At 74.7% G+C, this 25,878-nt stretch carries 21 protein-coding genes, 1 tRNA gene and 1 pseudogene; 14 read left to right on the top strand and 9 right to left on the bottom strand.

What is annotated here, in order from left to right; translation table 11 throughout:
- Positions 1–69 precede the first annotated feature (69 nt).
- Entirely contained in the window at positions 70–558 is a 489-nt protein-coding gene (locus ABZ858_RS05845; RefSeq protein WP_361373078.1) for an ATP-binding protein, read from the bottom strand.
- 293 nt (positions 559–851) lie between these two features.
- Here ABZ858_RS05845 and ABZ858_RS05850 point away from each other — a divergent pair, with 293 nt between their 5' ends.
- Positions 852–2,384, top strand: a complete 1,533-nt coding sequence (locus ABZ858_RS05850; protein WP_361373080.1) for an MFS transporter — start codon at positions 852–854, stop codon at positions 2,382–2,384.
- 64 nt (positions 2,385–2,448) lie between these two features.
- Here the strand turns inward: ABZ858_RS05850 and ABZ858_RS05855 are convergent, their stop codons facing one another.
- Positions 2,449–4,080 carry a right-handed parallel beta-helix repeat-containing protein gene (locus ABZ858_RS05855; protein ID WP_361373082.1) on the bottom strand — a complete coding sequence of 544 codons (1,632 nt, stop codon included), beginning with the start codon at positions 4,078–4,080 and terminating at the stop codon, positions 2,449–2,451.
- A gap of 173 nt (positions 4,081–4,253) precedes the next feature.
- Between ABZ858_RS05855 and ABZ858_RS05860 the strand changes: the two genes are divergently transcribed.
- Positions 4,254–4,427, top strand: coding sequence for a CsbD family protein (locus ABZ858_RS05860; RefSeq protein WP_361373084.1), 174 nt, complete (start codon positions 4,254–4,256; stop codon positions 4,425–4,427).
- Positions 4,428–4,462: 35 nt separating this feature from the next.
- Here ABZ858_RS05860 and ABZ858_RS05865 read toward each other — a convergent pair whose 3' ends face one another.
- Together ABZ858_RS05865 and ABZ858_RS05870 are read right to left on the bottom strand one after the other, a co-directional pair.
- Positions 4,463–6,274 carry an MFS transporter gene (locus ABZ858_RS05865; protein ID WP_361373086.1) on the bottom strand — a complete coding sequence of 604 codons (1,812 nt, stop codon included), beginning with the start codon at positions 6,272–6,274 and terminating at the stop codon, positions 4,463–4,465.
- A gap of 77 nt (positions 6,275–6,351) precedes the next feature.
- Positions 6,352–6,885: a DoxX family membrane protein gene (locus ABZ858_RS05870; protein ID WP_361373088.1), complete on the bottom strand. Its 534-nt coding sequence runs from the start codon at positions 6,883–6,885 to the stop codon at positions 6,352–6,354.
- A gap of 151 nt (positions 6,886–7,036) precedes the next feature.
- Here ABZ858_RS05870 and ABZ858_RS05875 point away from each other — a divergent pair, with 151 nt between their 5' ends.
- The 3 genes from ABZ858_RS05875 to ABZ858_RS05885 all read left to right on the top strand — a co-directional run bounded on the left by ABZ858_RS05875 (position 7,037) and on the right by ABZ858_RS05885 (position 9,766).
- Entirely contained in the window at positions 7,037–7,651 is a 615-nt protein-coding gene (locus tag ABZ858_RS05875; protein ID WP_361373091.1) for a hypothetical protein, read from the top strand.
- A 208-nt stretch (positions 7,652–7,859) separates the two neighbouring features.
- Complete coding sequence (locus ABZ858_RS05880; RefSeq protein ID WP_361373093.1) at positions 7,860–8,423, top strand: hemerythrin domain-containing protein; 564 nt, start codon at positions 7,860–7,862, stop codon at positions 8,421–8,423.
- 347 nt (positions 8,424–8,770) lie between these two features.
- The gene (locus ABZ858_RS05885; protein WP_361373095.1) at positions 8,771–9,766 is read left to right on the top strand and encodes a hypothetical protein; all 996 of its coding nucleotides are present in this window, start codon (positions 8,771–8,773) and stop codon (positions 9,764–9,766) included.
- An 89-nt stretch (positions 9,767–9,855) separates the two neighbouring features.
- Here the strand turns inward: ABZ858_RS05885 and ABZ858_RS05890 are convergent, their stop codons facing one another.
- Together ABZ858_RS05890 and ABZ858_RS05895 are read right to left on the bottom strand one after the other, a co-directional pair.
- The gene (locus tag ABZ858_RS05890) at positions 9,856–10,068 is read right to left on the bottom strand and encodes a hypothetical protein (protein ID WP_361373097.1); all 213 of its coding nucleotides are present in this window, start codon (positions 10,066–10,068) and stop codon (positions 9,856–9,858) included.
- A 320-nt stretch (positions 10,069–10,388) separates the two neighbouring features.
- On the bottom strand, positions 10,389–11,726 hold the full coding sequence (locus ABZ858_RS05895) for a SpoIIE family protein phosphatase (RefSeq protein WP_361373719.1): 1,338 nt from the start codon (positions 11,724–11,726) through the stop codon (positions 10,389–10,391).
- Positions 11,727–11,946: 220 nt separating this feature from the next.
- Here ABZ858_RS05895 and ABZ858_RS05900 point away from each other — a divergent pair, with 220 nt between their 5' ends.
- The 4 genes from ABZ858_RS05900 to ABZ858_RS05915 all read left to right on the top strand — a co-directional run bounded on the left by ABZ858_RS05900 (position 11,947) and on the right by ABZ858_RS05915 (position 15,516).
- Positions 11,947–12,759, top strand: coding sequence for an SAM-dependent methyltransferase (locus ABZ858_RS05900; RefSeq protein WP_361373099.1), 813 nt, complete (start codon positions 11,947–11,949; stop codon positions 12,757–12,759).
- An 82-nt stretch (positions 12,760–12,841) separates the two neighbouring features.
- Entirely contained in the window at positions 12,842–13,585 is a 744-nt protein-coding gene (locus tag ABZ858_RS05905) for an SOS response-associated peptidase (protein WP_361373101.1), read from the top strand.
- Positions 13,586–13,829: 244 nt separating this feature from the next.
- Entirely contained in the window at positions 13,830–15,014 is a 1,185-nt protein-coding gene (locus tag ABZ858_RS05910) for an AI-2E family transporter (protein WP_361373103.1), read from the top strand.
- Positions 15,015–15,102: 88 nt separating this feature from the next.
- Positions 15,103–15,516: an SRPBCC family protein gene (locus ABZ858_RS05915; protein ID WP_361373105.1), complete on the top strand. Its 414-nt coding sequence runs from the start codon at positions 15,103–15,105 to the stop codon at positions 15,514–15,516.
- 127 nt (positions 15,517–15,643) lie between these two features.
- On the opposite strand, the gene ABZ858_RS05920 is transcribed toward ABZ858_RS05915, so the two are convergent.
- On the bottom strand, positions 15,644–16,045 hold the full coding sequence (locus ABZ858_RS05920) for a hypothetical protein (protein WP_361373107.1): 402 nt from the start codon (positions 16,043–16,045) through the stop codon (positions 15,644–15,646).
- Positions 16,046–16,502: 457 nt separating this feature from the next.
- Here ABZ858_RS05920 and ABZ858_RS05925 point away from each other — a divergent pair, with 457 nt between their 5' ends.
- From ABZ858_RS05925 to ABZ858_RS05940, 4 genes and pseudogenes are all read left to right on the top strand, one after another.
- Positions 16,503–17,060: a hypothetical protein gene (locus ABZ858_RS05925; RefSeq protein ID WP_361373109.1), complete on the top strand. Its 558-nt coding sequence runs from the start codon at positions 16,503–16,505 to the stop codon at positions 17,058–17,060.
- Positions 17,061–17,094: 34 nt separating this feature from the next.
- On the top strand, positions 17,095–17,790 hold the full coding sequence (locus ABZ858_RS05930) for a hypothetical protein (protein ID WP_361373111.1): 696 nt from the start codon (positions 17,095–17,097) through the stop codon (positions 17,788–17,790).
- Positions 17,791–17,983: 193 nt separating this feature from the next.
- Positions 17,984–19,531 carry an L-seryl-tRNA(Sec) selenium transferase gene (gene selA / locus ABZ858_RS05935; protein WP_361373113.1) on the top strand — a complete coding sequence of 516 codons (1,548 nt, stop codon included), beginning with the start codon at positions 17,984–17,986 and terminating at the stop codon, positions 19,529–19,531.
- An 8-nt stretch (positions 19,532–19,539) separates the two neighbouring features.
- A pseudogene (locus ABZ858_RS05940) lies at positions 19,540–21,288 on the top strand (SelB C-terminal domain-containing protein); the annotation flags it as partial.
- A gap of 35 nt (positions 21,289–21,323) precedes the next feature.
- Here ABZ858_RS05940 and ABZ858_RS05945 read toward each other — a convergent pair.
- Positions 21,324–21,416 (bottom strand) — tRNA-Sec (locus ABZ858_RS05945).
- A gap of 31 nt (positions 21,417–21,447) precedes the next feature.
- Between ABZ858_RS05945 and selD the strand changes: the two genes are divergently transcribed.
- A complete protein-coding gene (selD, locus tag ABZ858_RS05950; protein ID WP_361373115.1) occupies positions 21,448–22,476 on the top strand; it encodes a selenide, water dikinase SelD in 1,029 nt (342 codons plus the stop codon).
- A gap of 11 nt (positions 22,477–22,487) precedes the next feature.
- On the opposite strand, the gene fdh is transcribed toward selD, so the two are convergent.
- Positions 22,488–25,751 (bottom strand): formate dehydrogenase, encoded by a 3,264-nt coding sequence (fdh, locus tag ABZ858_RS05955; RefSeq protein ID WP_361373117.1) that lies wholly within the window; start codon positions 25,749–25,751, stop codon positions 22,488–22,490.
- Positions 25,752–25,878 lie beyond the last annotated feature (127 nt).

The raw sequence follows: 25,878 nt of genomic DNA on the forward strand, positions 1-25,878 counted from the left end.
CTGACGAGGAAAACACCTCCACCGCCGTCCGGCAGCCGCTGCCCGGCCCGGGCCGCCCTGCCGGGAGGTCTACAGGGTGACCTCCGCGGTGACCTGCTTGCCGCCGGGCCGCGCGGCGGCCGTCAGCGCCCGGCTGCACGCCCGCACCAGATACAGGCCGTGGCCGCCGACCCGGGCCCCGTCGCGCCCGTGGACCAGCGGCAGGGCGGGCGAGGTGTCCCAGACGGTGATGCCCAGGCGCGTGTGGTCCGCGGACAGTTCGAGGAGCAGCCCGCACGGGCCCGGCGCGTGCCGCACCGCGTTGGTCACGAGTTCGCTCACCACCAGCCCGGCGTCCTGTTCGGCGCGCGCGGTGACCCGCAGCCGGGCACTGCGGGCCGCCCGGGTGAGGAAGGCCTGGACGGCACGCCGCGCGTCCACGCCGCGGGCGGCGCCGGTGACCCAGGCCGAGCCGTAGCGCAGCGCGGCCGGGCGTCCGTCCGGGGGCCGCTCGTCCGGTGCGCGCACGCTCGGCGTGGTGGTCGTCCGGGTGCTACGGGCGTTCGGAAAGAGAGTCATGGGGGTCATGGGGATACCGTTTTGCTGCGGTCGGACATGATCGGTGCCTCCTGTCGGCTACGGCTACCCGGCGCGCCCGATCCGAAGCCCGCATCGCCCGGACGGGCGAGCCGCGGCCCCCGCCGGACCCCCTGAAGTGGCCCCGGGCGCGGTGAGCGGCGATCGTGGTCGGTGAAGGTGCCGATGACGGTGCCGAGGAGGATGTTCCGCTCCCGGCCACGGGGGAACGTACCCAGGGCGCGCGATGTGCCGACGGGCCGTGCGTGTTCGGGCCGCAACCGGGAGGAGCGTTCGTGGAGAGGCAAGCGCGGTCGGGCGCGCCCCCGGGCGAACCGGGGTTCACCCCCGACCCCCGGCGCTGGAAGGCCCTGTGGGTCACCCTGGCGACCGGGTTCATGAGCCTGCTCGACGTCACGATCGTGTCCGTGGCCCTGCCGTCCATGCAGCGCGACCTGGGTGCCTCGGCGTCCTCGGTGCAGTGGGTGGTGTCCGGGTACGCCCTGGCGTTCGCCCTCGTCCTGGTGCCGGCGGGCCGGCTGGGCGACGCGCTGGGCAGGCGCCGGATCTTCCTGGGCGCCCTGGCCGGCTTCGTGGTGTGCAGCGCCGGAGCGGGCGCCGCGCCCACCATCGCCTGGCTCGTCGTGGCCCGCCTCGCGCAGGGCGCCTGCGCGGGCTGCCTGGCCCCGCAGAACTCCGCGCTGATCCAGCAGATGTTCCGCGGCGCCGAACGCGGCCGGGCCTTCGGCCTGTTCGGTGCCATCGTCGGCGTCTCCAGCGCGGTGGGCCCGATCACCGGCGGCCTGATCCTGGCACTGGCGCAGGGCAACCAGGGCTGGCGCTGGATCTTCTACGTCAACGTCCCCGTCGGCGCGCTCGCGTTCCTGCTCGGCCTGCGGCTGCTGCCGCGGGTCGCGCCCGGCCGCCGCGAACGGCTCGACCTGCCCGGCACCGGCCTGCTCGGCACCGGGGTGCTGGCGCTGATGCTGCCCCTGGTGTTCGCCGAGAGCGGCGGACTGCACACGCTGTGGTGGCTGTTCCCGGTGGGCGCGGCGCTGCTGGCCTGCTTCATCTGGTGGGAGGGCCGGGTGGCCGGGCGCGACGGACAGCCGCTGCTGGACCCGCGCCTGCTCACCGGCACCCGCGGCTACGCGCTGGGCACCACCCTGGGCGCGCTGTACTTCGTCGGGTTCAGCGGGGTGTGGCTGGTGTTCGCGCTGTTCTTCCAGAACGGCCTCGGCTACGAGCCGCTGCGCTCCGGTCTCGCGGTGACCCCGTTCGCGATCGGCTCGGCCGTCGCCGCGGTGGTCTCCGGGCGGCTGGTGGAGCGCTGGGAGCGGCTGCTGACCGTGTGCGGGCTGGCGGCGGTGGTGACGGGCCTGGGCGCGACGGCCCTGATCCTGCGCTTCGCCCCGGTGGGCGCCGTGGCCTGGCTCGCCGCGCCCGCCCTGCTCCTGGGCGGCCTGGGCAGCGGCTGTGTGATCTCCCCGAACGTCACGATGACGCTGCGCGACGTACCGGTGCGGATGGCGGGGGCGGCGGGCGGCGCCCTGCAGACCGGCCAGCGGCTCGGCGGCGCGGTGGGCACGGCGGCCCTGCCGGGCCTTTTCTACGCCGTGCTCGGCGCGACCGGCAAGGACTACCGCGCCGCGGTGTCGCTCGCGGTGGGCTCGGCCCTGGTGGCCATACTGGCGGCGCTGACCGTGGCGGTCGTCGACTGGCGCCGCGACCACCACGGCCCGGCGGCCCGGCAGCCGCGTACGGCTCCCGGCGAGGACGCCCCGGCGCCGGCGGGCCGCTGCACCGGGCCGGACGCGGGCCGGGGCTGACCCGGACGCCGGACGTCGGCCGCGCGTACGACCCCTCGATGACCCTCAATGGGGTCATCAGGCGTCAGGTGTCGTTGTCGTGCCACCGGCCCCCGGCGGGCTCGGTGTCGAAGCGGGTGGCCGCCGAGGCGTTGCGGCCCAGGTCGTTGCCGACGGCCCGGCCGTCCGTCCACCTGCCGTCGCGGGTGACGCACAGGCCGTGGGTCTGGGTCCTGGCCGGCTGGTCGTCGCCGATCACATTGCCGCGCAGCTGCGGCCGGGTCACCGCGGCGTCCACGGTCAGGCCGGCCCGTACGGCGGGCGCCGCGGGCAGCCGGTAGCCGCGGCCCGGCTCGGGCACGCCGTCCGGCCAGGCGGAGTCCGCGCCGGGGCGCAGGGGGGCGAGGGACAGCCTGGTCCGTGTGTTGCCGGTGACCAGGGCGGCTAGTGAACCCACCGTCACCTCCTTGCCGAGGTGCCCGTCCACCGGCCAGTCGGCCCGCTCGTCGGTCAGGGACAGCGCGGTGCAGCGCACCCCCGCGCCCCCGCCCGCCGCGGCCCCGGCGTGGCGCCGGCCGTTGGCGCGGACGCGGTTGTCCACGATCGCCGTGTCCCGCATGGCCGCGTCGACGCGCACCCCGTCCAGGGCGTTGCCGCGGATGTCGTTGGCCTCCAGCACGATGTCCGCGGTGGGTTCCTCGTCCCCGCCGGCCAGGTTGTGCTCCCAGTAGCCGTACCGGCCGTTGCCGCTGACCCGGTTCCCGCGGAAGGCGTACGGGCCCGGGGTGTTGCCCAGCCCGATGCCGTCGCGGACGTTGCCGTCGATCACGCAGCCCGTGACGATGCCGCCCCGGCCGCCGACGCCGGTGGTGCCCTGCGAGGACACGTCGAACCCGGCCTCGTGGTTGCCGAGCATCGTCGAGGAGGTGACCAGCAGGCCGTCCGCGCCCCAGTCGGAGATGCCGAAGCGGTTGCCCTCGGCGTGGCAGGCGGTGATGCGGATACCGCGCGGCGGCGTCCACTGCTCCTTCTGCAGTTCGAGGAAGATCCCGTTGGTGCCGTTGCCGGTCGCGGTGCAGGCGGTGACGGTGAGCCGTTCGACCGGGCCCCAGCCGCCGATGCCGATCCCGAGGCCCGCGCCGCCCATCTGCTCGCCGCTGTCCTGCCGGCCGCACCGCTCGGCCAGCACGCCCTCGACCACCGTGTCCTGGAGGAAGTCGCAGCCGAAGCCGGTGGCCGCGGTGTCGTGGATGTACAGGTCGCTGAACCGGCCGCGCAGCACGTACTGGAGCCCCAGCCCCTTGGCCAGCACCTCGTAGTGCGGTGTCCGCACCCCGGAACCGTCGATCTCGAAGTGGGCGAAGGTCAGGTCCGCCAGGTGGTTGCCGGGGCCGGCCCCGTGCTGGAGGGCGGTGAACCAGGCCAGCGGCACCGGCCTGGACCGGGCGCCGGCATTGTCCAGCACGAAGCAGGTGGCGCCGCGGCCCGCGCCGACGAGGGAGACGCCGCTGCGCCAGACGGTGGGCTCGTCCCGCATCAGGTACCGCCCGGCGGGCGCGTACAGGACACGCGGGCGCCCGTCGGCGGCGCAGGCCGCGCCCAGCGCGTCCACCAGCCGCTGGAACGCCGGCTGGTCGTTGGTGACCCCGTCACCGGCCAGGCCGTGTTCCCGGGCGTCCGCGGTGAGGGGCTCGGCCCCGGTGGCGGTCTCGGACATGGCGGCACCCCTTTCCGGCTGTCCGGCGCCGGGTACCCACGGGCGTCCCGGCGGCAACGGCGACGGGGGAGCGGGGTTCGCCGGTCACCCCATCGGACGAGGTTTGCCGGTCACCGCACCGGACACCCGACGTCTTGACCACCGAAACCGAGAGCGGCTGGGAGTGAGCGACAGTGGCTGGTGACGAGAAGGCCAAGGCCAAGAAGGAACAGATGAAGGGCAAGGCCAAGGAGACGGTCGGCCGCGCGGTGGGCAACGAGCGCATGACGGCCGAGGGCCAGGCCGAGAAGTCGAAGGGCAACGCCCGGCAGGCCAAGGAGAAGGGCAAGGACACCCTCAAGCCCTGACGCCCGGACGCCTCGGCGCCCCGGGACACGGCACCTCAGCGGGATCCCCGTTCGTCGGACGGGGAGCCCGCTGACGTCTGCGGTGCCCCGGGTGCCGCGGGCGGCCGCGGTGCCGGTGCCGGTGTCGTCCCGGGCAGCGGCGCCGGGCGCCGGGCGGGCTCGTCCGGCAGGCGGTGGCGGCCGCGCAGCGCCGAGGCGGCCGCCGCGACCAGCGCCATCGCGGTGGCGACACCGAACACGATGGTCAGCCCGTGGTGGAAGGGCCCGGACACCAGCCGCGGGAAGAAGGTGTGACCGGTCAGGGCCTGCCGCTGCGCTGCCGACAGCCGCGCGAGCGTCCCGCCCGGACCGAGCAGGTGCCGCACCGGGTTGTCGCCGAGGAAGGTGGCGAACAGCGTGCTCACCGGCGGCAGCGAGGCCACGTGCCGGGCCGTGCCGGCCGGTACGCCGTGCGCCCGCAGACCGTCGCTCAGCGCCGACGGCAGGGACGCGGCCAGCCCGGAGATCATCAGGGAGAAGAACACCCCGATGGACAGGGCGGTGCCCGAGTTCTGGAAGGTGGAGCGCATGCCCGAGGCCACGCCCCGGTACTCGGCCGGCACGCTCCCCATGATCGAGGACGTGTTCGGCGCGGAGAACATGCCCTGCCCGAACCCGCTCAGGAACAGCAGCGCGGCGAACGGGCCGTAGGCGAAGTCCACGGGCAGCGCGAGCAGCCCGACGAAGGACGCCGCGACCAGCAGCAGCCCGGTGGTGGAGAACAGCCGGGCGCCGAACCGGTCCGAGAGCAGCCCGGAGAGCGGGCCGGCCACCAGGAACCCCACGGTCAGCGGGAGCATGAAGATGCCCGCCCACAGGGGAGTGTCCTCGAAGTCGTAGCCGTGCAGCGGCAGCCAGATCCCCTGCAGCCAGATGATCAGCATGAACTGCAGTCCGCCGCGCGCGATCGCGGTCAGCAGGGCGGCCAGGTTGCCCGCGGCGAACGCCCGCACCCGGAACAGCCCGAGCCGGAACATCGGCTCGGCCACCCGGCTCTCCACGAAGCAGAACAGGAGCAGCAGGGCCGCGCCGCCGAAGAGCCCGGCGAGCACCCACGGACCGCCCCACCCGGTGGCGCTGCCGCCGTAGGGCTGGATGCCGTACGTGATCGCCGCCAGCAGGATCCCGGCGCCGCTCGCGAAGGTGATGTTGCCCAGCCAGTCGATCCGGCCGCGCCGCCCCGACGCCGTCTCCCGCAGGCTCAGGTACGACCAGACGGTGCCGGTCACACTGACCGGGACGCTCAGCCAGAACACGGCACGCCAGTCGACGGCCGCGAGCAGCCCGCCGGCGAGCAGCCCGAGGAACTGCCCGGCGAGCGCGGTGATCTGGTTGACGCCGAGCGCCATGCCGCGCTGCCGGGCCGGGAAGGCGTCGGTGAGGATGGCGGCCGAGTTCGCGGTGAGCATCGAGCCGCCGAACGCCTGCACCATCCGCCACAGGATCAGCCACAGCGCGCCCGCCCCGGCCCGGAACGGGTCCAGTGACAGGGCGACGGACGCGCAGGCGAAGACCAGGAACCCCAGGTTGTAGATCCGTACGCGGCCGAACATGTCGCCCAGCCGGCCCAGCACCACCACGAGCACGGCGGACACCAGCAGATAGCCCAGGATCATCCACAGCAGATAGCCGATGTTGCCGGGCGCCAGCGGGTCCAGGCCGATGCCGCGGAAGATCGCGGGCAGCGAGATGATCACGATGGAGGCGTCCATCGTCGCGATGAGCACGCCCAGGGTGGTGTTCGACAGGGCGATCCACTTGTACCCGGGACCCGGTGCGGCGGACGCGCGCGCCCTCATGGCCAACATGTACTAAGAGTAGGTTTATCAGTCTGGCCTGTTGAACCAAGAGGCGGTAATTCAGGGCCGCCGCGGGCGGGCCGCGCTCAGCAGGGCAGCTTGGCCCGGAGGCCGCCGACCGCCGCCGCCGGGCCCGCCGTGGCACGCACCGAGCGGCGCACCAGACCGGCCTCGCGCTGGAGTTCCCGTGCCGTGTGACGGCCGCGCCACAGCCAGGACGGCGCGCCGCCGGTGTCGTCGGCCGCGATCAGCAGACCGCCCAGCATGGACACGTTCTTCAGGAAGTGGATGCGCTGCTGCGCGCGCTCGCCGGCGTCCTCGGCCTCCCAGAAGCGGTGCCCGGCGAGCGTGGTGGGCACCAGGGTGGCCGCCAGGGCCAGGGCGGAGAGCCGGGGCAGCCGGCCCAGCCCGAGCAGCGTCCCGGCGACGACCTGGACGCCGCCGCTCAGCCGGACGACCTGCTCGGTGCGGTCCGGCAGCAGGGGCACGCGTGCGGTGAGGGGCCGTACGACCGGCTCGGCCAGCGGGGCCACGGCCTGCGGATTGCGGACGGAGTTCATGCCTCCGACGACGAACATCGAGGCGAGCAGGGGGCGACCGGCCAGACGCAGCAGACTCATGGCCCTCTCCAAGGGGTACGGGGGTGAGGTCCTCGCTGGGTTCCCGGACCGGCGCGATGCATGCGAACGGGGCCGGCCGGCGGAGCGCGAGGGCAACCTTTCACCCGTTACGGGACAGTGGTGATTTTCCGGTACATCACGGAACCAGAGCGTGGCACAGATCGGTCTGAGCCGCCGACCGAGCGCCGGGCACCACCCGGCCGTCCCGCACTGGGGAGTCACCCACATGCCCGAGCGCGTACGTGACCACCGCATCCTGATCGCCGCCACCGCCCTCACGGCGGCCCTCTGCACGGCCGCCGTGACACCCGCACTGGCCGGGAACGCCCCGGCCCGCGCGGCACACCCGGCCCCCACGGCCCGGGACACCGCCCGCACCACGGCCGCGCCCCCGGTGGTCCAGGGCGACCCGCGCGGCGTCACCCAGCGGGTCGCCGACTTCTACGGCGCCTACATCGACACCCTCTGGGACGGCTCCGACCCGGCCTCGGCCGCCGACGCCCGGGCGCTCAAGTCCTTCTACCTGACCGCCGACGCCCGCCGGAAGGTGGCCGCGTACGAGGCTAGGGCACACGCGGACGGCATCCTCTTCGCCCGGCACGTGCCGGTGAGATGGAAGGTCGCCTACACCGGTTCGGGCGCCGGCCACGCCACCAACAGGGTGACGCTCACCTGGGGCGACGACAGGAACGCCCGGGTGACGAAGATCGACGTACGGTCCGACCTACGGACACGCAAGATCAGCGACCTGAAGCCGGCCGGCTGACCCGCCTCCCGGGCGTCGACCGGTCCGACGTCCGGCCGGAGACGGGCGCCGCCGCCGATTCCCGCACCGGCCCGCGGCCCGCGGTGCCCGGCGGTGTGGCCCGGCCCGCCACGGGAACCCGGCGGCCGGTCCACCGGTGACACACACCTTCTGGCAACAGGCGGCGGACAGCTTGACCACAGGCAGCAAGCGGCAAGGAGCCCCTGGCATGGGACACGGCGGAGACGTCATCCACGAACTCACCACCGACCACCGCGAGGTGGAGGAGATCTTCGCGCAGATCGAGGCCCTTCCGGCGGGGGACAAGCGACGCAAGCACCTGGCGGACCAGGCCACCATCGAACTGGTACGGCACTCCGTGGCCGAGGAGATGCACCTGTACCCGGCGGTGCGCAGGTACCTGCCGGACGGCGACGAGATCGCCGACCGGGAGATCCAGGACCACGCGGAGGCCGAGCGGACGATGAAGGAACTGGAGGGCTGCCAGGCCGACGACCCGCGGTTCGACCAGTTCATGAGCCGTCTGATGCGGGAGATCCGCGAACACCTGACGGACGAGGAGCAGAACCTGTTCCCCCGGCTGCGCGCGGCGGCGAGCCCGGAGGACCTGGAAGGGCTCGGCGAGAAGGTGCGCGGCGCGAAGCGGACGGCCCCGACCCGGCCGCACCCCTCCGCCCCGGACACCCCGCCCGCGAACAAGCTCCTCGCTCCCGGCGCCGGCCTGGTCGACCGGATCAGGGACGCGCTGTCCGGGCGCGGCAAGACCGGCTGACGTTCCCGGTCACGTCCGCTGAGGCCCATCGGGTTGCCGGCCGGGATCAGGCCGGCGTACAGCACCGTCCTGGCCCGACAGGGCCCAGCGGAGCGGCGCGCAGCGCGAAGTACACGAGGCCGTGGATCGGTTCGTAGCGCTCCCACCAGGGTCCGCGCCAGGACGTCGGACGTCGGTCATGCCGGTTGCTCCCCGCTCTCACCGGCCCCCGGCCAGTACGTACGGACAGGGTTATGACGGCTGTCATGACAACCCCTCCCGCCGGGCGGCGCGAGGGTTATGACGGCTGTCATGACAATCCCTCCCGCCGGGCGGCGCGGGACGTGTGGACGGCGGACACTGGGCGCATGACCCGTAGGCCCGAGCCGGTGATCTGCCCGGTCGCCCGCCGCGCTGTCCTGCTCGGTGCGGCGGCCACCCTGCTGGGCGCGGCGGCCGGCTGCACCTCGGACACCAGCCCCGCTCCGGGACGGACGGGAACCACCTCCACCACCCCCGGCGCCCACCCGCCGCTGCCCCGCACCACCCCGTGGCGCCCCACGTCCGCCGAGATCGAACCGGCGGCCAAGCTGCGGGCCGTCGAACTGGTCGAGGCGCTCGGCGCCTGGCCCGACGGCAGGGGCGGCCCCGACGCGGCACAGGCCGTGCTGGCCGCCGAGCACCTGCCCGCCGCTCTCGCCCCCCAGGCGGGACCCCTGCGGCCCTCGGCCGACGAGGCGGCGCTACAGGTGGTGGACGCCCAGTACGGCGGCATCCTCACCGACTCGGCGAGCGTGCTGGTGGTGTGCCGGCAGTGGTTCCGGCGCGGCGGCACGGTCCGCGCGGGCGGCACGACGGTCGACGTACGGCTCGACCGGCCGGCGGGCACCTGGACGGTCACCGCCCTGCACCCCGCCCGGCCCGGCCCGCCGGCGGCCACGCACCCGGCCGCGGTGCGCGAGGCGCTGACCGACTCCCGGATCGTGCTGCCGCCCGCGGCCGCGGACGACCTGCGCAGCGGCCAGGTGCACGACAGCGTGATCACGGCGATGCGGCGGCTGGCCGGCACGTACCGGATGGAGGTGAGCGTGGTCCGCTCCGGGCACCCTCTGGACGTCTTCGGCACCAGCCGCCCCAGCGACCACCCGCGCGGGCGGGCCTTCGACGTCTGGCGGGTCGACGGCCACGCGGTCGTCGACCCGCGCACCCCGCGCTCTCTCGTCGAACGCTTCATGCGCGACGCGGCCGCCGCCGGCTCCTACAACGTCGGCGGCCCGCTGCGGCCGGCCGGCGGCGTGCGGCCGAACCAGTTCTTCAGCGACGCCACGCACCACGACCACGTGCACCTCGGCTTCCGCGACTGAGGAACGGCCCCCGGCTGGCCTCCCGACCTCGCGATCTCCCGTACGCCGCCCGCCCGCCCGCGCGCCCCGGGCCTGGGCGGTACGCGGGCTCAGGCCAGCACGGCCAGGAGCGCGGCCACCATGGCCAGCGCCGCCATGGGCACGATCAGCAGGCGCGCGCACTCCGCCCGAACCGGCGTCAGTAATCCGTCCCAGGCCCGGAACCAGCCGGCCGGACACCCGGTGTCCGCCTCGGCGAGCACCGGACCGGAGCCGAGCAGCGAGTGGCACCAGGGGCAGTCGCCGTCCTCCCACGCTTCCATGCCGCGCTCAACGAGGAGCTGTGGCGCGGGCAACGCCCCCGCTCCCCATCGTGATCCCGCCGTCACCGGCTCGTGAGCAAGCGGTGCCCAGGCCGCAGGCCCGGCGGAGGGCGTCACAGGACCGGGAGGCCGCGCGGCACCGGGTACCACCGGCGCCGCACCCCGCGCGGGCCGAGATCCGGACCCGGCAGCGGCCGCTCCCGGCGACCCCCCTCACCGCATCAGGTGAGGACACTCCCCGAACGGACGCCTCCCCGTGCGACGAACAGCCCGGCGGCGCGGCGCTCTCCCACCGGCGGGACCCCGGTTCTTGCCGGGCCTCAGTTCTTGCCGGGCGTCAGTTCGGCCAGCAGCAGCGTCCGGTCGTCGGTGACGTCGTCCGCCGCGGAGTGCCTGAGCAGCCGTCGGCACAGCGACGGCAGGGCGTCCGGGTGCCCGGGGTCCGGCAGCTCGCCGGCGCCGGTGTCCAGGGCCCGGGCGAGCCGGGTGATGCCCTGGTCGATGTCATGGGCGCGGGACTCGACCAGCCCGTCGCTGTACAGCAGCAGGAAGGCAGGCTCGGACAGGTGCAGCACGGTGGGCTCCCAGCGGCTGGTGCCCAGCCCGAGCGGGAGTCCGGCGGTGGCGAGGGCGACCGGCGCCGCCGGGCCGCCCGGACCGCGCACCAGCGGCGGCGGGTGCCCGGCCCCGACGAAGGTGCAGGTGTGCAGCTCCGCGTCCCACTCCGCGTACATGCAGGTGGCGAAGGAGGCGCCGGGGGTGTCCGCGGCGACCGCGTCCAGCCGGTGCATCAGCTCGCTCGGTGCGATGTCGAGCGCCGCCAGGGTCCGTACGGCGGTACGCAGCTGGATCATGGCGACGGCGGACTCCGGTCCGTGCCCCATCGCGTCCCCGACGATCATCCCGAGGCGCCGTCCGGTCCGGGGCAGCACGTCGTACCAGTCCCCGCCGATCACGTCGTCCTGACCGGCGGGCCGGCAGCCGTGCGCGACCCGGCAGCCCTCGAACGTCTGCCCGGTCTCCGGGAGCAGGCTGCGGCGGATGGCCAGCGCGGTGCGGCGTTCGCGTTCGTAGCGGCGGGCGTTGTCCAGCGCGACGCAGGCCCGGGAGGCGAGCGACTCCACGGCCACCGCCTCGCCGCGGGTGAAGGGGTCCCGGTGCGGGCCGCGCGTGCAGGCGACGAAGCCGATCGCCGTGCCGCGCAGCCGCAGCGGGACGATGAGGAAGGAGGCGGTGCGCAGCAGCGCCGCCACATCCGCGTCGCCCGGACCGGTCCTGCTCAGCCGTTCGACGGTGTGCCCGTCCACACCGTCCAGCAACTGCGTCTGCCCGGTCGCTATGGCACGCGCGTACGGCGTCTCGCGCGGGAAGACCAGCACCTCGCCGACCGGCAGCAGGTGCTCCCACTCCTCGGTCGCCTGCGCCCCTATGCGCAGGGCCAGCCTGCGCGCCTCGATCTGCGGCGGGTCGGCCGCCGTGCGGGCCTGTTCCTCCAGGAGCCAGCGCTGCAGCAGGTAGACGGAGGCCGCGTCGCAGAAGCCCGGTGCCAGGGCGTGGACGACATGACGGCCCGTCACCTGGAGGTCCAGTTCGGACCCCAGGGCGTCGGCCGCCGGGGAGAAGTACCCGCGGCGGCGCAGCGGCGGCGCGGGAGCAATGCCGTCGCGCTCACCGGGGTCGTCGCGGGTCGCACTGCGCTCTGTGTTCCGCAGGGTCGTTGCCTTCCGGGTGGGGCCGGTAGCGGCGTAGGCGCCGGGAGATGGTCGGGGGCGGTCGGTTCGTGCGGGCCGGGGACGGCTGTGGGGGAGGAGCGGTGAGTATGCCGTGGGCAACTATATGATGCCCAGTCAAGGTCACCGGAGCGCAGGGGAGTTGGTCATGCCGAACGGAGACGGTCTGCCGCGGGGCGTGGACCCGGGCAAGGCCAGTGTGGCCCGGATGTACGACGCGATGCTGGGCGGGGAGCACAACTTCGCCATAGACCGGGAAGCGGTGGCCGCCTTCACCGCGATAGACCCCCAGGTCCGCACCCTGGCCCGCGCCAACCGGGCCTTCCTCGGCCGCGCGGTGCGCTTCCTGGCCGACGCGGGCATACGCCAGTTCGTCGACCTCGGCTCCGGCATCCCCACCCAGGGCAACGTCCACGAGGTCGCCCAGGCGGCCGGCCCCGGCGCCCGGGTCGTGTACGTGGACAACGACCCGGTGGCCGTGGCGCACAGCGAGGCGCTGCTCGCCGACAACCCGGACGCGACGATCGTGGCGGGCGACATCCGCGACCCCGCCGGCATACTCGCCGCACCGCGACTGCGCCGGCTCATCGACTTCGGGCAGCCGGTCGCCGTGCTGATGATCACGATCCTGCACTTCGTCACCGAGCGGGAGGACCCGGCCGGCATCGTGGCCGCCTTCCGGGACGCGCTGCCCGCGGACAGCTGGCTGGCCCTGACCCACGCCACCGACGAACACCGCCCGGACACGGCCGCCGCCGTCGGGCAGTTGTACCGCGACCGCGCCACCTCACCGGTCACCGCCCGCTCCCACGACGAGATCCACTCCCTCTTCGCCGGTTTCGACCTGGTGGAACCCGGCTTGGTGCACGTCCCGCTGTGGCGGCCCGACCGGCCCGAAGAGGTCCCGCGGGACCCCTCGCGGTACTGGGTGTACGCGGGCGTGGGCCGCAAGAGCGCGTAGCGGCCCGAGGGCCTCCGGCCGCCCACCGAAGCGCTTCCGGCTCGCCGCGCCGGGCCGCGGCGGCCCGTGGCACCCTGGCCCCATGTGCGGCCGTTATGTCTCCACCCGCAGCCCGCAGGAACTCGTCCGGCACTTCGGGGTCGCCGCGTGGCGCCCGGACGAGACGCTGGAGCCGAGCTGGAACGTCGCCCCGACCGACCCGGTGTGGGCCGTCCTGGAACGCGCCCCGAGGCAGGCCCCCGAGGCCGCCCCGGCACGCCGGGAACTGCGGGTGCTGCGCTGGGGACTGGTGCCGTCCTGGGCGAAGGACACCAAGGTCGGCGCCCGGATGATCAACGCACGGGTGGAGACCGTGCACGACAAGCCCGCCTTCCGCCGCGCCTTCGCACGCCACCGCTGCCTGCTGCCCGCCGACGGCTTCTACGAGTGGCGGTCCGCCCCCGCGGAGGGCACCGGCCGGACCCGCAAGCAGCCCTGCTTCATCCACCCGGCGGACGGCGGTGTGCTGGCCCTGGCCGGCCTGTACGCGTACTGGCGCGACCCGGCGGTGCCGCACGACGACGACCTGGCCGCCTGGCTGACGACCTGCACCGTCATCACCACCGACGCCACCGACGCGGCCGGCCGCGTCCACCCCCGCATGCCGCTGGCCCTCGGCCCGGACCACTACGACGCCTGGCTCGACCCCGGCCACCAGGACCCCGGCGCCCTGCGCGCGCTGCTGAGCCCGCCGGCCGCCGGCCGACTGGACGTCCGTCCCGTCTCCCCTGCGGTCAACGACGTCCACAACAACGGCCCCCGGCTGCTGGAGGAGACGGCACCCTGACGGCCCACAGGCGGCGAGCACCGCACCTCGCCCCCGGCCCGCGGGCGCACGCCTGAATCCCTCCTTGATCGCCAGCGCGCAGGCGACCTCGCCCCCGGCCCGCGGGCGCACGCCCCGGCCACACCGCCGGACGGGCAAGCCTGCCCCCCGATGGCCCCCGTCATGGCGCGTTGCGGCCCGGACCGCGCCCGGCCGCCCCGTACCGTGCTGGGGACGTGACCGGCGGTCGGCAACGGGAGGCGCGGTGGCGGAGGCGGACGGTCCGGCGGCCGGGCGGGGCCGCGGACGCCGGGCGCGCGGTGTGGTGCTGGGCAGCAGGCCGGCGCGGTCGTCCTGGCTGTCGCCGCGCTTCCGCGCCGACCCGGCGGCCGAGCACCTGCGGGCCGAGCGCACGGTGCCGTGGCTGCGCGTCGCCGCCTCCTACGCCTGGCGGCTCATCCTCGTCGGGCTCGCCGTCTACGGCGTCTTCACCGTCCTGGGCCGCTTCCAGCTCATCGCGGTGGCCCTGTTCGTCGCACTGGTCGTCACCTCGGTGCTGCGCCCGTTCGCCGATCTGCTGAACCGGGTCCTGCCCCGGCCGCTGTGCGTCGCCGTCGTCCTGGTGGGCAGCCTGCTCGTCCTTCTCGGCCTGCTCGCCTTCGTGGGCAACGCGGTGGCCGGGGAGTCGGGGCAACTGGCCGACGAGCTGAGCGGCGGCATCCACCGGATCGAACAGTGGCTCCAGCGGCCCCCCTTCCGGATCAGCCCCGGCAAGCTCTCCGCCCTGCAGAACCAGCTCCTGTCCTATCTGGCGGCACACCGGGCGGGCCTGCTCAACAGCGCCCTCAGCGGCCTCGGGCGGATCGTCGAACTGGTCACCGCGGCCGCGCTCGCCCTGTTCACGTCCGTCTTCTTCATCCACTCCGGCGACCGCCTGTGGCGCTGGGCACGCGACCAGCTGCCCGGCGGCGCCCGGCCGGTGTGGGACCGGGCGGGGCACGCCGCCTGGCAGGCGTTCGCCGGGTACACGCGCGGCATCATCATCGTGGCCGCCACCAACGCCGTACTCGTCGGCGTCGCCCTGGTCCTGCTGCGGGTGCCGCTCGCCCTGCCGCTGGCGCTGCTGGAGTTCTTCGCCGCCTTCGTGCCGCTGGTGGGGTCGCCGGTCGCGCTCGCGGTGGCCACGGTGGTCGCCCTCGCCGGACGCGGGCCGCTCACGGCGCTCGCCGTGATCGTGCTGATCGTCGTCATCGGGCAGCTCGAAGGGCACGTACTGCACCCGCTGGTGATGAGCTGGGCGGTGCGGCTCCACCCGCTGGTCGTCGCCCTGTCCGTCATCGCCGGCAGCATCGTCGCCGGGGTGATCGGCGCGATCGTCGCCGTCCCGTTCGTCTCGGTGCTCTGGGCGGTGCTGAGCGCCCTGCGGCGCCCCGCGGCAGGGTCCCGGTAGGGCCGCGCCCGCGGTGGGCGGGCTTTTCGGCCGCGGGGAAAGGGGCACGCGTTCCTGGTACGACCCCGAGCGGAGGGACGGTCCCGCGATGTCCGAGTACGAACGCTCACGCACGATGCCCGCCCAGCCCGAGCAGGTCTTCGAACAGGCCGCCGACGTCGGCCGGCTGGACGCCTGGCTGCCCGGCGCCCTGCACGTGCACGCCGAGGAGCCGCCCGCCGTCACCGTGCACGAGGACCGCACCGACCAGGACACGCCGGCCCTGCTGCGCGCCGAGCGCGACCAGATGCGGATCGAGTGGGGCACCCGTGAGCAGGGCGACTACGCCGGCTGGCTCCAGGTCGCCGGTATCGGCAGCGGCGCCAGCGAGGTGACCGTGCACCTGTCGTTCTTCGACGACAGCCACGACCCGGGCGAGCGGGCGGCCCGCGACGCCCTCGACAGCAGCCTGCGGAGGCTGGAGGAGCAGGTAAGGACCCGGACCGACGGCACGGCCGGATGAACCGCCCGGACGCCCCGGTGCACCGTCGGTCGCGCGGGGACGGCGCGCAACCGGAACGGGGCGGACATGCCACGGTGTGCGGACCGCACACCGGACCGCACACCGTGGCTCGAATGGATGTGATCAGTCAGCGTCCGCCACCGCCGTGGCCTCCGCCACCGCCGTGACCGCCACCGCCGTGGCCCCCGCCACCGTGACCGCCACCGCCGTGGCCGCCGAAGCCGCCACCATGGCCGCCGAAGCCGCCACCGTGACCGCCGTAACCGCCACCGTGGTCGCCGAAGCCGCCACGCCCGTGGTCGCCGTAGCCACCGTAGCCGTAGTCGCCGCGGCCGTGATCGCCGTTGTAGCCGCAGTCGTCCCACCAGCCGCGGTCCGAGCAGCCTCGGCTGTATCCGGAGTGGTGGTGGGAGTCGTAGCTCTGGTCATGGGCCGAAGCGGTCCCCGCCGCGCCGATCGCTGCGCCGCCGGCCATCACGATGCCGGCCGCGGACACGGCGAAGAGGCGCTTAACGCGCTGTGCTCGCATGGGAATACCTTTCTTTCCATCGTCTCGCGCAAAGGAGCCGCGCGAGGATGATGGCCGCGCCCGCCTGATGAGAACGTGTGGCGCGGTCGTAGGCGTCGCCGCTGGATGTGAGGAGCACATCTCGCTCTCCGGCGCCGCCATGGCCCCCGTGTGGTGTCCCACGGGCGGCGTTGCGGCACAGGGCCCCGGTACGAGACCCCACCGGACGGGGCGTGCCCCCGGTTGCGGCTCTCACTGGTAGACGCTAGTCGCCCGTTCGGCGGGGTGCATCTTGAGCGGGCCGGCCCGACGAAATCGCTGGTGGGAGCGGGAATCACGGCCGTGCGACAGGGCTCCCGAGAGCGGGTACGGAAGCAGCGGAGGGACCAGGAACGGCACAGAAAGGAGAAAGTGGCACAGACACGCATAACACGGGCGGCGAGGGGCACGCGGAGCAGTGCCCAAGGGGGTGTGTCACATGTCCACGGGAACACTTCTCGCGATCATCATCCCAATCGTCGTCGTGCTCGCCCTGATCGCCGTGGCGGCTTCCCTGCTGTCCCGGCGGCGCCATCTGCGCGAGCGCTTCGGCCCCGAGTACGAACGGACGGTCGAGGGCGCCCAGAGCCGCCAGGCCGGCGAGCGTGAGCTGAGGGAGCGGGAGAAGCGGCACGACTCGCTGGAGATCAAGCCGCTGCCCGCCGGAGCACGGGACCGCTACACACGTGAGTGGAGCAGCGTCCAGGAAGAGTTCGTGGACCGGCCCCAGGACGCGGTGCACGACGCGGACCGGCTGGTGACCTCGCTGATGCACGAGCGGGGCTACCCGACGGAAGGGTTCGAGCAGCAGGCCGCCGACCTCTCGGTGGAACACGGCCGCACACTCGACCACTACCGCGCGGCCCACGAGGTCGAATCGCTCAGCACCAGCAGCAAGGCCACCACCGAGCAGCTCAGGGGCGCCATGGTCCACTACCGCGCGCTCTTCGACGAACTGCTCTCCGACGGGGGCCGGGCCCAGCCCGCCTCCCACTGAGAACCGGCCTGCCGTCCCGGCAGTGAGGAACACCATGCACAGCGACAAGGATCGACCCAGCCGCTTCGGCGGCGGCCTGTCCACCGAGGATCTGGCACAGCAGTCCTCCGGTGGCCCGGCCCACACCACAGGCCGGCCGGACGCGGCCCCGTCCCGGGCCCCCGTCTTCCCCGGCGAGAGCACGGGCGAGCCGGCCAAGGACCGGCCCCGCGAAGAGCAGCCGCGCGGGGAACAGCCCGGCGCGGACCGCCCGGCCACGGACGAACGGCCCACGGCCGCCGGTACGCCGGCCACCGCTTCCCCGGCCACCGGGCCGGGCGACACGGCCATGCCGGCCGGCGCGACGGAGGCCGAAGGCGCCGGCAGGAAACAGGACATGGCGGACGACACCGCGCGGACCGGTCCGGCAGGCGAGGGCACCGCCGGTGCGGGCGCTGCCGACGGTGCCGCCGGCGAGGACGTACCGCGCCTGCTCACCGCGACGGACGAACAGGGCTTCCGTGACCGCTGGCGGGAGATCCAGAGCAAGTTCGTGGACGACCCCCGCGAAGCCGTGCACACGGCCGACACCCTGGTCGCCGACGTCATGCAGACCCTGGCCGCCACCTTCGCCCACCACAAGCAGGACCTGGAAGGCCAGTGGAGCCAGGGCGAGCGGGTGGACACGGAGGACCTGCGCAAGGCGCTGCGCCGCTACCGCTCCTTCTTCAACCGCCTGCTCGAGAACTGACCCGGCACGACACACCGACACACCGGCGCACCGGTGCACCGACACCGCGAGCCGGTCCACGGCCCCGGCGGGTACGGGCGCATCCCCCGTCCCGGCCGGGGTACCGGCGTGTCGTGCCCAGGGGCGCGGCCGCCGGGAGACCATGGAGCGCACCGGCCGACCAGGACAGCCAGGACGGTCAGAACCGCCCAGGATGGCCAGAATCGGTCAGGGCGACGGCGGGCTCGGAACGGAGGGCTGCGTGGACCAGCGGGCCACGGGGCGACGCACCCACGGACAACCCGGCACGGCCGCCGCGACCGGTGACCACGACCCCGGCTCCGCCCCGGCCGCGGACTCCGGCTCCGGCCACGGACGGCCCGCGAACGCGAACCCAGACCCAGGCCCCGGTCATCGTCCCGGCCCGCCGGCGCACCCGCTCCCCACCCCCGAATCCCCTCCCACCTCCGCCGACACGCGCCGGCGCGTCCCCCGCACCGACACCGTCCTGCGCGATCCCCGGCTGGCGCAGGCACGGGAGCGGCTCGGGCCGGGGCCGGTGAAGGACGCCGTCCGGCAGGCCCAGGAGCAGGCCCGGCAGGGCGCCCTTGCCCCCGAGGACGTGGCGGACACGGCGGTCGCGCTGCTGCCGCCCACGGCCGGCGGGCTGCGCCCGGTGATCAACGCCACCGGAGTGCTGCTGCACACCAACCTCGGCCGGGCGCCGCTCTCGGCGGCGGCCCGGCAGGCGGTAGAGGACGCCGCCGGGCCGACGGACGTGGAACTGGACCTGACGACCGGCGTCCGGGCCCGCCGCGGACGCACCGTCCTGGACGCGCTGTGCGCCCGGGTGCGGACCGCCGCCGCGGCGCACGTCGTCAACAACGGCGCCGCCGCCCTCGTCCTCGCCGCCACCGCGCTCGCCGCGGGCCGGGAGATCGTCATCAGCCGCGGCGAGATGGTGGAGATCGGTGACGGCTTCCGGCTGCCGGACCTGCTCGTCTCCACCGGGGCGCGGCTGCGCGAGGTCGGCACCACGAACCGTACGAGCGCCGCCGACTACGCCGCGGCGCTCGGACCGGACACCGCCTTCGTGCTGAAGGTCCATCCGTCCAACTTCCGCATCACGGGCTTCACCCGCGCCGCCGGGACCGCCGAACTGGCGGCGCTGGGCGTCCCGGTCGTCGTCGACATCGGCTCCGGACTGCTGGCCCCGCACCCGCTGCTGCCCGACGAACCCGACGCCGAGACACAGCTGCGGGCCGGCGCGGCCCTGGTGACCGCGAGCGGCGACAAGCTGCTCGGCGGCCCGCAGTGCGGACTCCTGCTCGGCGAGGCGGAACTCGTCCGCCGGCTGGCCAGGCACCCGCTCGCCCGCGCCCTGCGGGTCGGCAAGCTCACCCTGGCCGCGCTGGAGGCCACCCTCACGGGCCCCGCGACCCCGACCGCCCGGGCGCTGACCGCCGACCCGGACGGACTGCTGCGCCGCGCCGAACGGCTCGCCGCAGGGCTGGTCGATGCCGGAGTCGGCGTACGGGCCGTGACGTGCACCGCCGCGGTCGGCGGGGGCGGCGCGCCCGGCGTGGCCCTGCCCAGCGCGGCGCTGTCCCTGCCCGAGCGGTACGCCGCCGCGCTGCGCACCGGTCCGGTCCCCGTGCTGGGCCGCCTGGAGGCCGGGCGATGCCTGCTGGACCTGCGGGCGGTGCCCGCCGAGGACGACGACCGGCTGGCCGGGGCCGTCCGCGCGGCCGCGGAAAGGTAGGCGGCGCCATGCGGGTCCTGGCCACCGCCGGACACGTCGACCACGGCAAGTCCGCCCTGGTGCGGGCGCTGACGGGCATGGAACCCGACCGCTACGAGGAGGAACGCCGCCGCGGCCTCACCCTCGACCTCGGCTTCGTATGGACCCCGCCCGGCGCCGACGGCGAGCACCTGGCCTTCGTGGACGTCCCCGGGCACGAGCGGTTCGTGGCCACCATGCTCGCCGGGACCGGACCCGTGCCCGCCGTGCTGTTCGTGGTCGCCGCCGACCAGGGCTGGCAGGCGCAGTCGCAGGAACACCTGGCGATCCTCGACGCGCTCGGCGTACGGCACGCCGTGCTCGCCGTGACCCGCAGCGACCTGGCCGACCCCGGGCCGGTGCGCGCCGAGGCCCGGCAGCGGCTGGCCGGTACGGCGCTGGAGGGCGCGCCGGCCGTCGCGGTGAGCGCGGTGACCGGCGCCGGGCTGGACGACCTGCGCACCGCGCTGGAGCGTCTCGCCCACGCGCTGCCGGTGCCGGCCGCCGACGCCGACGTACGGCTGTGGCTGGACCGCGCGTTCACCGTGCGCGGGCACGGCACCGTCGTGACGGGCACCCTCGGCGCGGGCACCCTGCGCGTCGGCGACCGGCTGGTGACCGGGGACGGCTCGACCGTGCTCCGGGTGCGCGCCCTGCAGTGCCTGCGCGAGCCGCGCACGGAGGTCGGCGCGGTGGCGCGGGTGGCCGTCAACGTGCACGGCGCCCCGGACGGCGCACTGCGCCGCGGCGAGGTGCTGCTCACCCCGGACCGCTGGCTGCTCACCGACGTGGCCGACGTCCGGGTCACCGGCGAGCCGGCCGGGGACCTGCCCCGTACCGTGACCCTGCACCTCGGCACGGCCGCCGTGCCGGTGACCGTCCGCCCCCTGGGCGAGGACACCGCCAGGCTCACCCTGAGCCGCCCGCTGCCGCTGCGCGTCGGGGACCGGGCCGTGCTGCGCGAACCGGGCGGCGGCCGCCCGCCGTGCGCGACGACCGTCCTCGACGTGCGCCCGCCGCGCCTGGCCCGGCGCGGCGCGGGCCGGGCGCGCGCGGCGGAACTCGCCACGATGACGGGGGAGCCCGACGGCGCCGCCGAGCTGCGCCGCCGCGGCCTCGTCCGCCGTACGGACCTGCTGGCGATGGGCGTGCCCGCGCCCGGCGCGCCCGTCACCGGCGACTGGCTGGCCGACGCGGCGCACTGGGCACGGCTGCGCGAGCGGCTGTCCGCCGAGATCGGCCGGCACGCGCGGCGCAACCCCATGGAACCGGGCCTGCCCACGGAGGCGGCCCGGCGGCTGCTGGAGCTGCCCGACCGCGCCCTGGCCGACGCCCTCGCCCGCACCCCGGGCCCGGCCGAAGTCCGGTGCCATGAGGGCCGGTTGTACGGCACCGACCGCACCGCGCCCGTGCTGCCGCCGGCCCTGGCCGCCGCCGTCGCCGCCGTACGCCGCGACCTGGCCGAGGCACCCTTCCGGGCCCCCGAGGCCGACCGCCTCGCCGCCCTCGGGCTGCGCCGCAGGGAACTGGCCGCCGCTGTCCGGGTGGGCGCGCTGCTGAAGATCGCTGACACCGTGGTGCTGCTGCCGGGGGCGGATGCCCGTGCGGCGGCCGTACTGCGCGGCCTGCCGCAGCCGTTCACCCTGAGCGAGGCCCGCAAGGCACTCGGCACCACCCGCCGGGTCGCCGTGCCACTACTGGAGTTCCTCGACACCCGCGGCCTCACCGAACGCGTCGACGACCGGCACAGACGCTGCCGGGAGGGGGAGACGAACGGAGGCGGACGGGAATCGAACCCGCCTGCCCGAGATCCTCGGACACCTCGGTTTTGAAGACCGGGAGGGCCACCAGGCACCCACACGCCTCCACCGCCCGCCAGGCTACCGGAAGGACCCCGCATGACCGCCACCGACGAGACGCCCGTACGGCTCACGCAGTTCGCCCGAGGCGGCGGCTGCGCGTGCAAGATCCCGCCAGGTGAACTGGAGGACGTGCTCGGCCCGCTGACCTCGGCCGCCCCCGTGCCCAGCCGGGCCCCGCTGCTGGTCGGCGTGGCCACCGGCGACGACGCGGCGGTCGTACGGCTGCCCGCGGTCGAGGGCGGCACGCAGACCATGGCCCTGGTGGGCACGGCCGACTTCTTCAGCCCGGTCGTCGACGACCCCTACGACTGGGGACGCATCGCCGCGGCCAACGCCCTCTCCGACGTGTACGCGATGGGCGGGCAGCCGGTCCTCGCCGTGAACCTGCTGGCCTGGCCGCGGGACGTGCTCCCCTTCGACCTGGCCCGCGAGGTGCTGCGCGGCGGCCTCGACATCGCCGGCGAGGCCGGCTGCCATGTCGGCGGCGGGCACAGCGTGGACGACCCCGAGCCCAAGTACGGCATGGCCGTCACCGGACTCGCCGACCCGGCCCGGCTGCTGCGCAACGACACCGGCCGCCCCGGACTGCCGCTGTCGCTGACCAAGCCCCTCGGCCTGGGCGTGCTGAACAACCGGCACAAGGCCACCGGCGAGTGGTTCGAGCAGGCGGTGGCCACCATGGTCGCGCTCAACCGGGAGGCGTCCGAGGCGGCCCTGGCCGCCGGTGCCACCTGCGCGACCGACGTGACCGGCTTCGGCCTCCTCGGCCATCTGTACAAACTGGCCCGCGCCTCGGACGTGACCGCCGTCCTCGACACCGCCGCCGTGCCCTGCCTGGACGGCGCCCGGGAAGCCGTACGGGACGGTTACGTCAGCGGCGGCACCCGGCGCAACCTGGAGTGGGTGACCCCGTTCACCGACTTCGGCGGCGCGGACGAGGACACCCGGCTGCTGCTGGCCGACGCCCAGACCTCCGGCGGCCTGCTGGTGGCCGGCGAGATCCCCGGCGCTCCGGTGATCGGCGAACTGCGCCCGCGCGGGACGCACTCCGTCGTCCTCGCCTAGCACCTCTCCCGTCAGGGATCGGTTCCGGTACGGGCGTCGATGCCCGCCCGCGCCCGGTAGGCACGTACCAGGGCGGGCGCCGCCGGGCCGCGGGGGCGGCGGCCGGGCCGGATGTCCACGGCGAACGCCTTGGTCTCCTGGATGTGGGTGTTCGGGTCCAGCGACAGATGCACCAGCTCGTTGGCCGCGTCGCCGGTGCTGTACCCGTTGGGGCCCCAGTGGTAGGGCAGCCCCACCTGGTGCAGGACGCGGCCGTGCACGGTCAGCGGGGTCATCCGGTCGGTGACCAGCACCCGTGCCTCGATGACACCACGGGCGCTGACGATCGTCGCCCAGCCGGTGTGCTCCAGGCCGCGTTCGGCGGCCAGCTCCGGCGACACCTCGCAGAAGAACTCCGGCTGCAACTCCGCGAGGTAGGGCTGCCAGCGGGACATGCCGCCCGCCGTGTGGTGCTCGGTGAGCCGGTAGGTGGTGGCCACGTACGGGAAGACCTCCGTGCCCGGTTCGAGGCCGCTGGGCTGGTAGCGGTTGTCCGGGACCGGCGGCATCAACTGCCGTACCGGATTGCGCTGCTGCCCGTACAGCAGGTTCGGGAAGGGCGAGTCCTGCGGCTCGTAGTGGGTGGGGAGCGGGCCGTCGGTGAGCCCGGAGGGCGCGTACAGCCAGGCCTTGCCGTCGGCCTGCATGATGAACGCGTCGGTGCCCGACAGCGCCTCGGCACCGGTGGCGTCCGGCGGCGGCCGGTGGTCGGGGGCCTTGTCCTTCGTGAAGTCGGCGACGTCGTGGCCGGTCCACTCCCGCCGCTCGGCGTCCCACCACACCAGCGCCTTGCGCTCGCTCCACGGCCGCCCGGCCGGGTCCGCGGAGGCCCGGTTGTAGAGGATCCGCCGGTTGGCGGGCCAGGCCCAGCCCCACTTTGCGGCCACCCAGTCCTGCTCCCGGCCCGGTGTACGGCGGGCGGCCTGGTTGACGCCGTCGGCCTGGACACCGCAGTAGATCCAGCAGCCGCAGGTGGTCGACCCGTCCCCGCGCAACTGCTCGTAGGAGGACAGCGGCCGGCCCTCGGCGTCCCGGCCGTTGATCTCGGCCAGCACCGCCTCCGCGTCCGGCTCCGCCCGCGGATCGCCCTCGGGCGCGTAGTCCCACGTCAGGTCCAGTACCGGCCGGTCCATGGGGTCGGCCGACCCGGCCAGCTTGTCCCGGACGATCCGCCCGAGGTGATAGGTGAACCACAGGTCGCTGCGGGCCTCGCCGGGCGGGTCGACGGCCTTGTGGTGCCATTGCAGCAGCCGCTGGGTGTTGGTGAAGCTGCCGTCCTTCTCGGTGTGCGCGGCGGCCGGCAGGAAGAACACCTCGGTGCCGATGTCCTCGGTGCGCAGCTCCCCGGACTCGATCTCCGGGCCGTCCTTCCACCAGGTGGCCGACTCGATCAGCGAGAAGTCGCGGACGACCAGCCAGTCCAGGTTCGCCATGCCCAGCCGCTGCAGCTTGGCGTTGGCGGAGCCGACCGCCGGGTTCTCGCCCATCAGGAAGTAGCCCTTGCAGACCCCTTCCAGCTGCGCCATCACCGTCTCGTAGGTGGAGTGCGAGCCGGTCAGCCGCGGCAGGTGGTCGAAGCAGAAGTCGTTGTCCGCCGTGGCCGCCTCACCCCAGTACGCCTTGAGCAGGCTGACCAGATACGCGCGCATGTTGCCCCAGTAGCCCTTGCGGGCCGACTCCTCGCGCACGAAGGCGTCCAGGCCGTCCTGCCGGTGGGCGTGCGGCATCGGGATGTACCCGGGCAGCAGGTTGAACAGGGTGGGGATGTCCGTGGACCCCTGGATGGAGGCGTGCCCGCGCAGCGCCAGGATGCCGCCGCCGGGCCGCCCGATGTTCCCGAGCAGGCTCTGCAGCACGGAGGCGGCACGGATGTACTGCACGCCCACGGTGTGCTGGGTCCAGCCGACCGCGTAGGCGAACGCGGTGGTCCGCTCGCGCCCGGAGTTCTCCGTGACCAGCTCGCACACCCGCCGGAACAGGTCCTGCGGCACCCCGCAGACCTGTTCGACCAGCTCCGGCGTGTAGCGGGCGTAGTGCCGCCTGAGCAGCTGGAGCACGCACCGCGGATGCGTCATGCTCTCGTCGCGCTCGGGCTCCCCCTCGCCGATGTCCGCGCCGCCCGACCCGTGGGCCTCGCCGCGCGCCGCCTCGCTCACCGAGGTACCGCCGCCGGTGCCCTCGTCGTACTCCAGGTCGCGCTCGCCGGCCACCGCCTGCATCCCGGTGCCCTCGTACTGCCAGCTGCTGTTGTCGTAGCCGCGGCCGTCCGCGTCCAGCCCGGAGAACACGCCGTCCAGGTCCTCGGTGTCCCGGAAGTCCTCGCGCAGCACCACCGGGCCGTTGGTGTAGGCCACGACGTAGTCACGGAAGTACGCCTCGGTGCTCAGGACGTGGTTGATGATGCCGCCGAGGAAGGCGATGTCCGAGCCCGCCCGCAACGGCACGTGCACGTCCGCCAGCGCGCTGGTGCGGGTGAACCGCGGATCGACGTGGATCACCTTCGCGCCCCGGGCCTTGGCCTCCATCACCCACTGGAACCCGACCGGATGGCACTCGGCCATGTTCGAGCCCTGGATGACGACGCAGTCCGAGTTCTGCAGGTCCTGCTGGAAGGTGGTCGCGCCGCCGCGGCCGAACGAGGTTCCCAGACCGGGAACGGTGGAGGAGTGTCAAACACGCGCCTGGTTCTCGATCTGGATCGCGCCCAGAGCGGTGAACAGCTTCTTGATGAGGTAGTTCTCCTCGTTGTCCAGCGTCGCGCCGCCCAGGCTCGCCAGCCCGAGGGTGCGCCGGGTCCGGACCCCGTCGGCCTCCCACTGCCAGCCCTCCCGGCGGGCCGCGATCACCCGGTCGGCGATCATGTCCATCGCCGTGTCCAGGCCGAGCCGCTCCCACTCGGTGGCGTGCGGACGCCGGTACAGGACGTGGTGCTCCCGGGCGCTCCCGGTGGTCAGCTGGAGGCTGGCCGAGCCCTTGGGGCACAGCCGGCCGCGTGAGATCGGCGAGTCCGGGTCGCCCTCGATCTGGGTGACCCGGCCGTCCTCGACGTAGACGTTCTGGCCGCAGCCCACGGCGCAGTACGGGCAGACCGACTTGACGACCCGGTCCGAGGTGGCGACCCGGGGCGTGAGCCGCGTGCTCGGCCCGCTCTTGGCGGCGGCCCCGCGGCCCAGCGGGTCGGTGCCCGTGAGCTGGCGGTACACCGGCCAGGAGTCGATCCAGGTGCGTACGCCCATGGGATCAGCCCTCTCGGTGCCGGGATCAGCCCTCGCGGTACTGCTCGGGTCCTGCTGCCGTGCCCCGCAGCCGGGTCGGCCGTCGCGGAGTACCCGCGGCGGACCGGACGAAACCCGGTCCCCCGGG

This window comes from Streptomyces sp. NPDC047017 (assembly GCF_040644175.1).
GTDB lineage: Bacteria > Actinomycetota > Actinomycetes > Streptomycetales > Streptomycetaceae > Streptomyces.

Coding starts and splice junctions, on each gene's coding strand:
- selD (WP_361373115.1), top strand. CDS start 21,448: ATGACCGCCACCGACGAGACGCCCGTACGGCTCACGCAGTTCGCCCGA.
- ABZ858_RS05865 (WP_361373086.1), bottom strand. CDS start 6,274: ATGTTGGCCATGAGGGCGCGCGCGTCCGCCGCACCGGGTCCCGGGTAC.
- ABZ858_RS05870 (WP_361373088.1), bottom strand. CDS start 6,885: ATGAGTCTGCTGCGTCTGGCCGGTCGCCCCCTGCTCGCCTCGATGTTC.
- ABZ858_RS05915 (WP_361373105.1), top strand. CDS start 15,103: ATGTCCGAGTACGAACGCTCACGCACGATGCCCGCCCAGCCCGAGCAG.
- ABZ858_RS05930 (WP_361373111.1), top strand. CDS start 17,095: ATGCACAGCGACAAGGATCGACCCAGCCGCTTCGGCGGCGGCCTGTCC.
- ABZ858_RS05920 (WP_361373107.1), bottom strand. CDS start 16,045: ATGCGAGCACAGCGCGTTAAGCGCCTCTTCGCCGTGTCCGCGGCCGGC.
- ABZ858_RS05880 (WP_361373093.1), top strand. CDS start 7,860: ATGGGACACGGCGGAGACGTCATCCACGAACTCACCACCGACCACCGC.
- selA (WP_361373113.1), top strand. CDS start 17,984: ATGGCCAGAATCGGTCAGGGCGACGGCGGGCTCGGAACGGAGGGCTGC.
- ABZ858_RS05905 (WP_361373101.1), top strand. CDS start 12,842: ATGTGCGGCCGTTATGTCTCCACCCGCAGCCCGCAGGAACTCGTCCGG.
- ABZ858_RS05900 (WP_361373099.1), top strand. CDS start 11,947: ATGCCGAACGGAGACGGTCTGCCGCGGGGCGTGGACCCGGGCAAGGCC.
- ABZ858_RS05885 (WP_361373095.1), top strand. CDS start 8,771: ATGACCCGTAGGCCCGAGCCGGTGATCTGCCCGGTCGCCCGCCGCGCT.
- ABZ858_RS05890 (WP_361373097.1), bottom strand. CDS start 10,068: ATGGAAGCGTGGGAGGACGGCGACTGCCCCTGGTGCCACTCGCTGCTC.
- ABZ858_RS05855 (WP_361373082.1), bottom strand. CDS start 4,080: ATGTCCGAGACCGCCACCGGGGCCGAGCCCCTCACCGCGGACGCCCGG.
- ABZ858_RS05845 (WP_361373078.1), bottom strand. CDS start 558: ATGACTCTCTTTCCGAACGCCCGTAGCACCCGGACGACCACCACGCCG.
- ABZ858_RS05925 (WP_361373109.1), top strand. CDS start 16,503: ATGTCCACGGGAACACTTCTCGCGATCATCATCCCAATCGTCGTCGTG.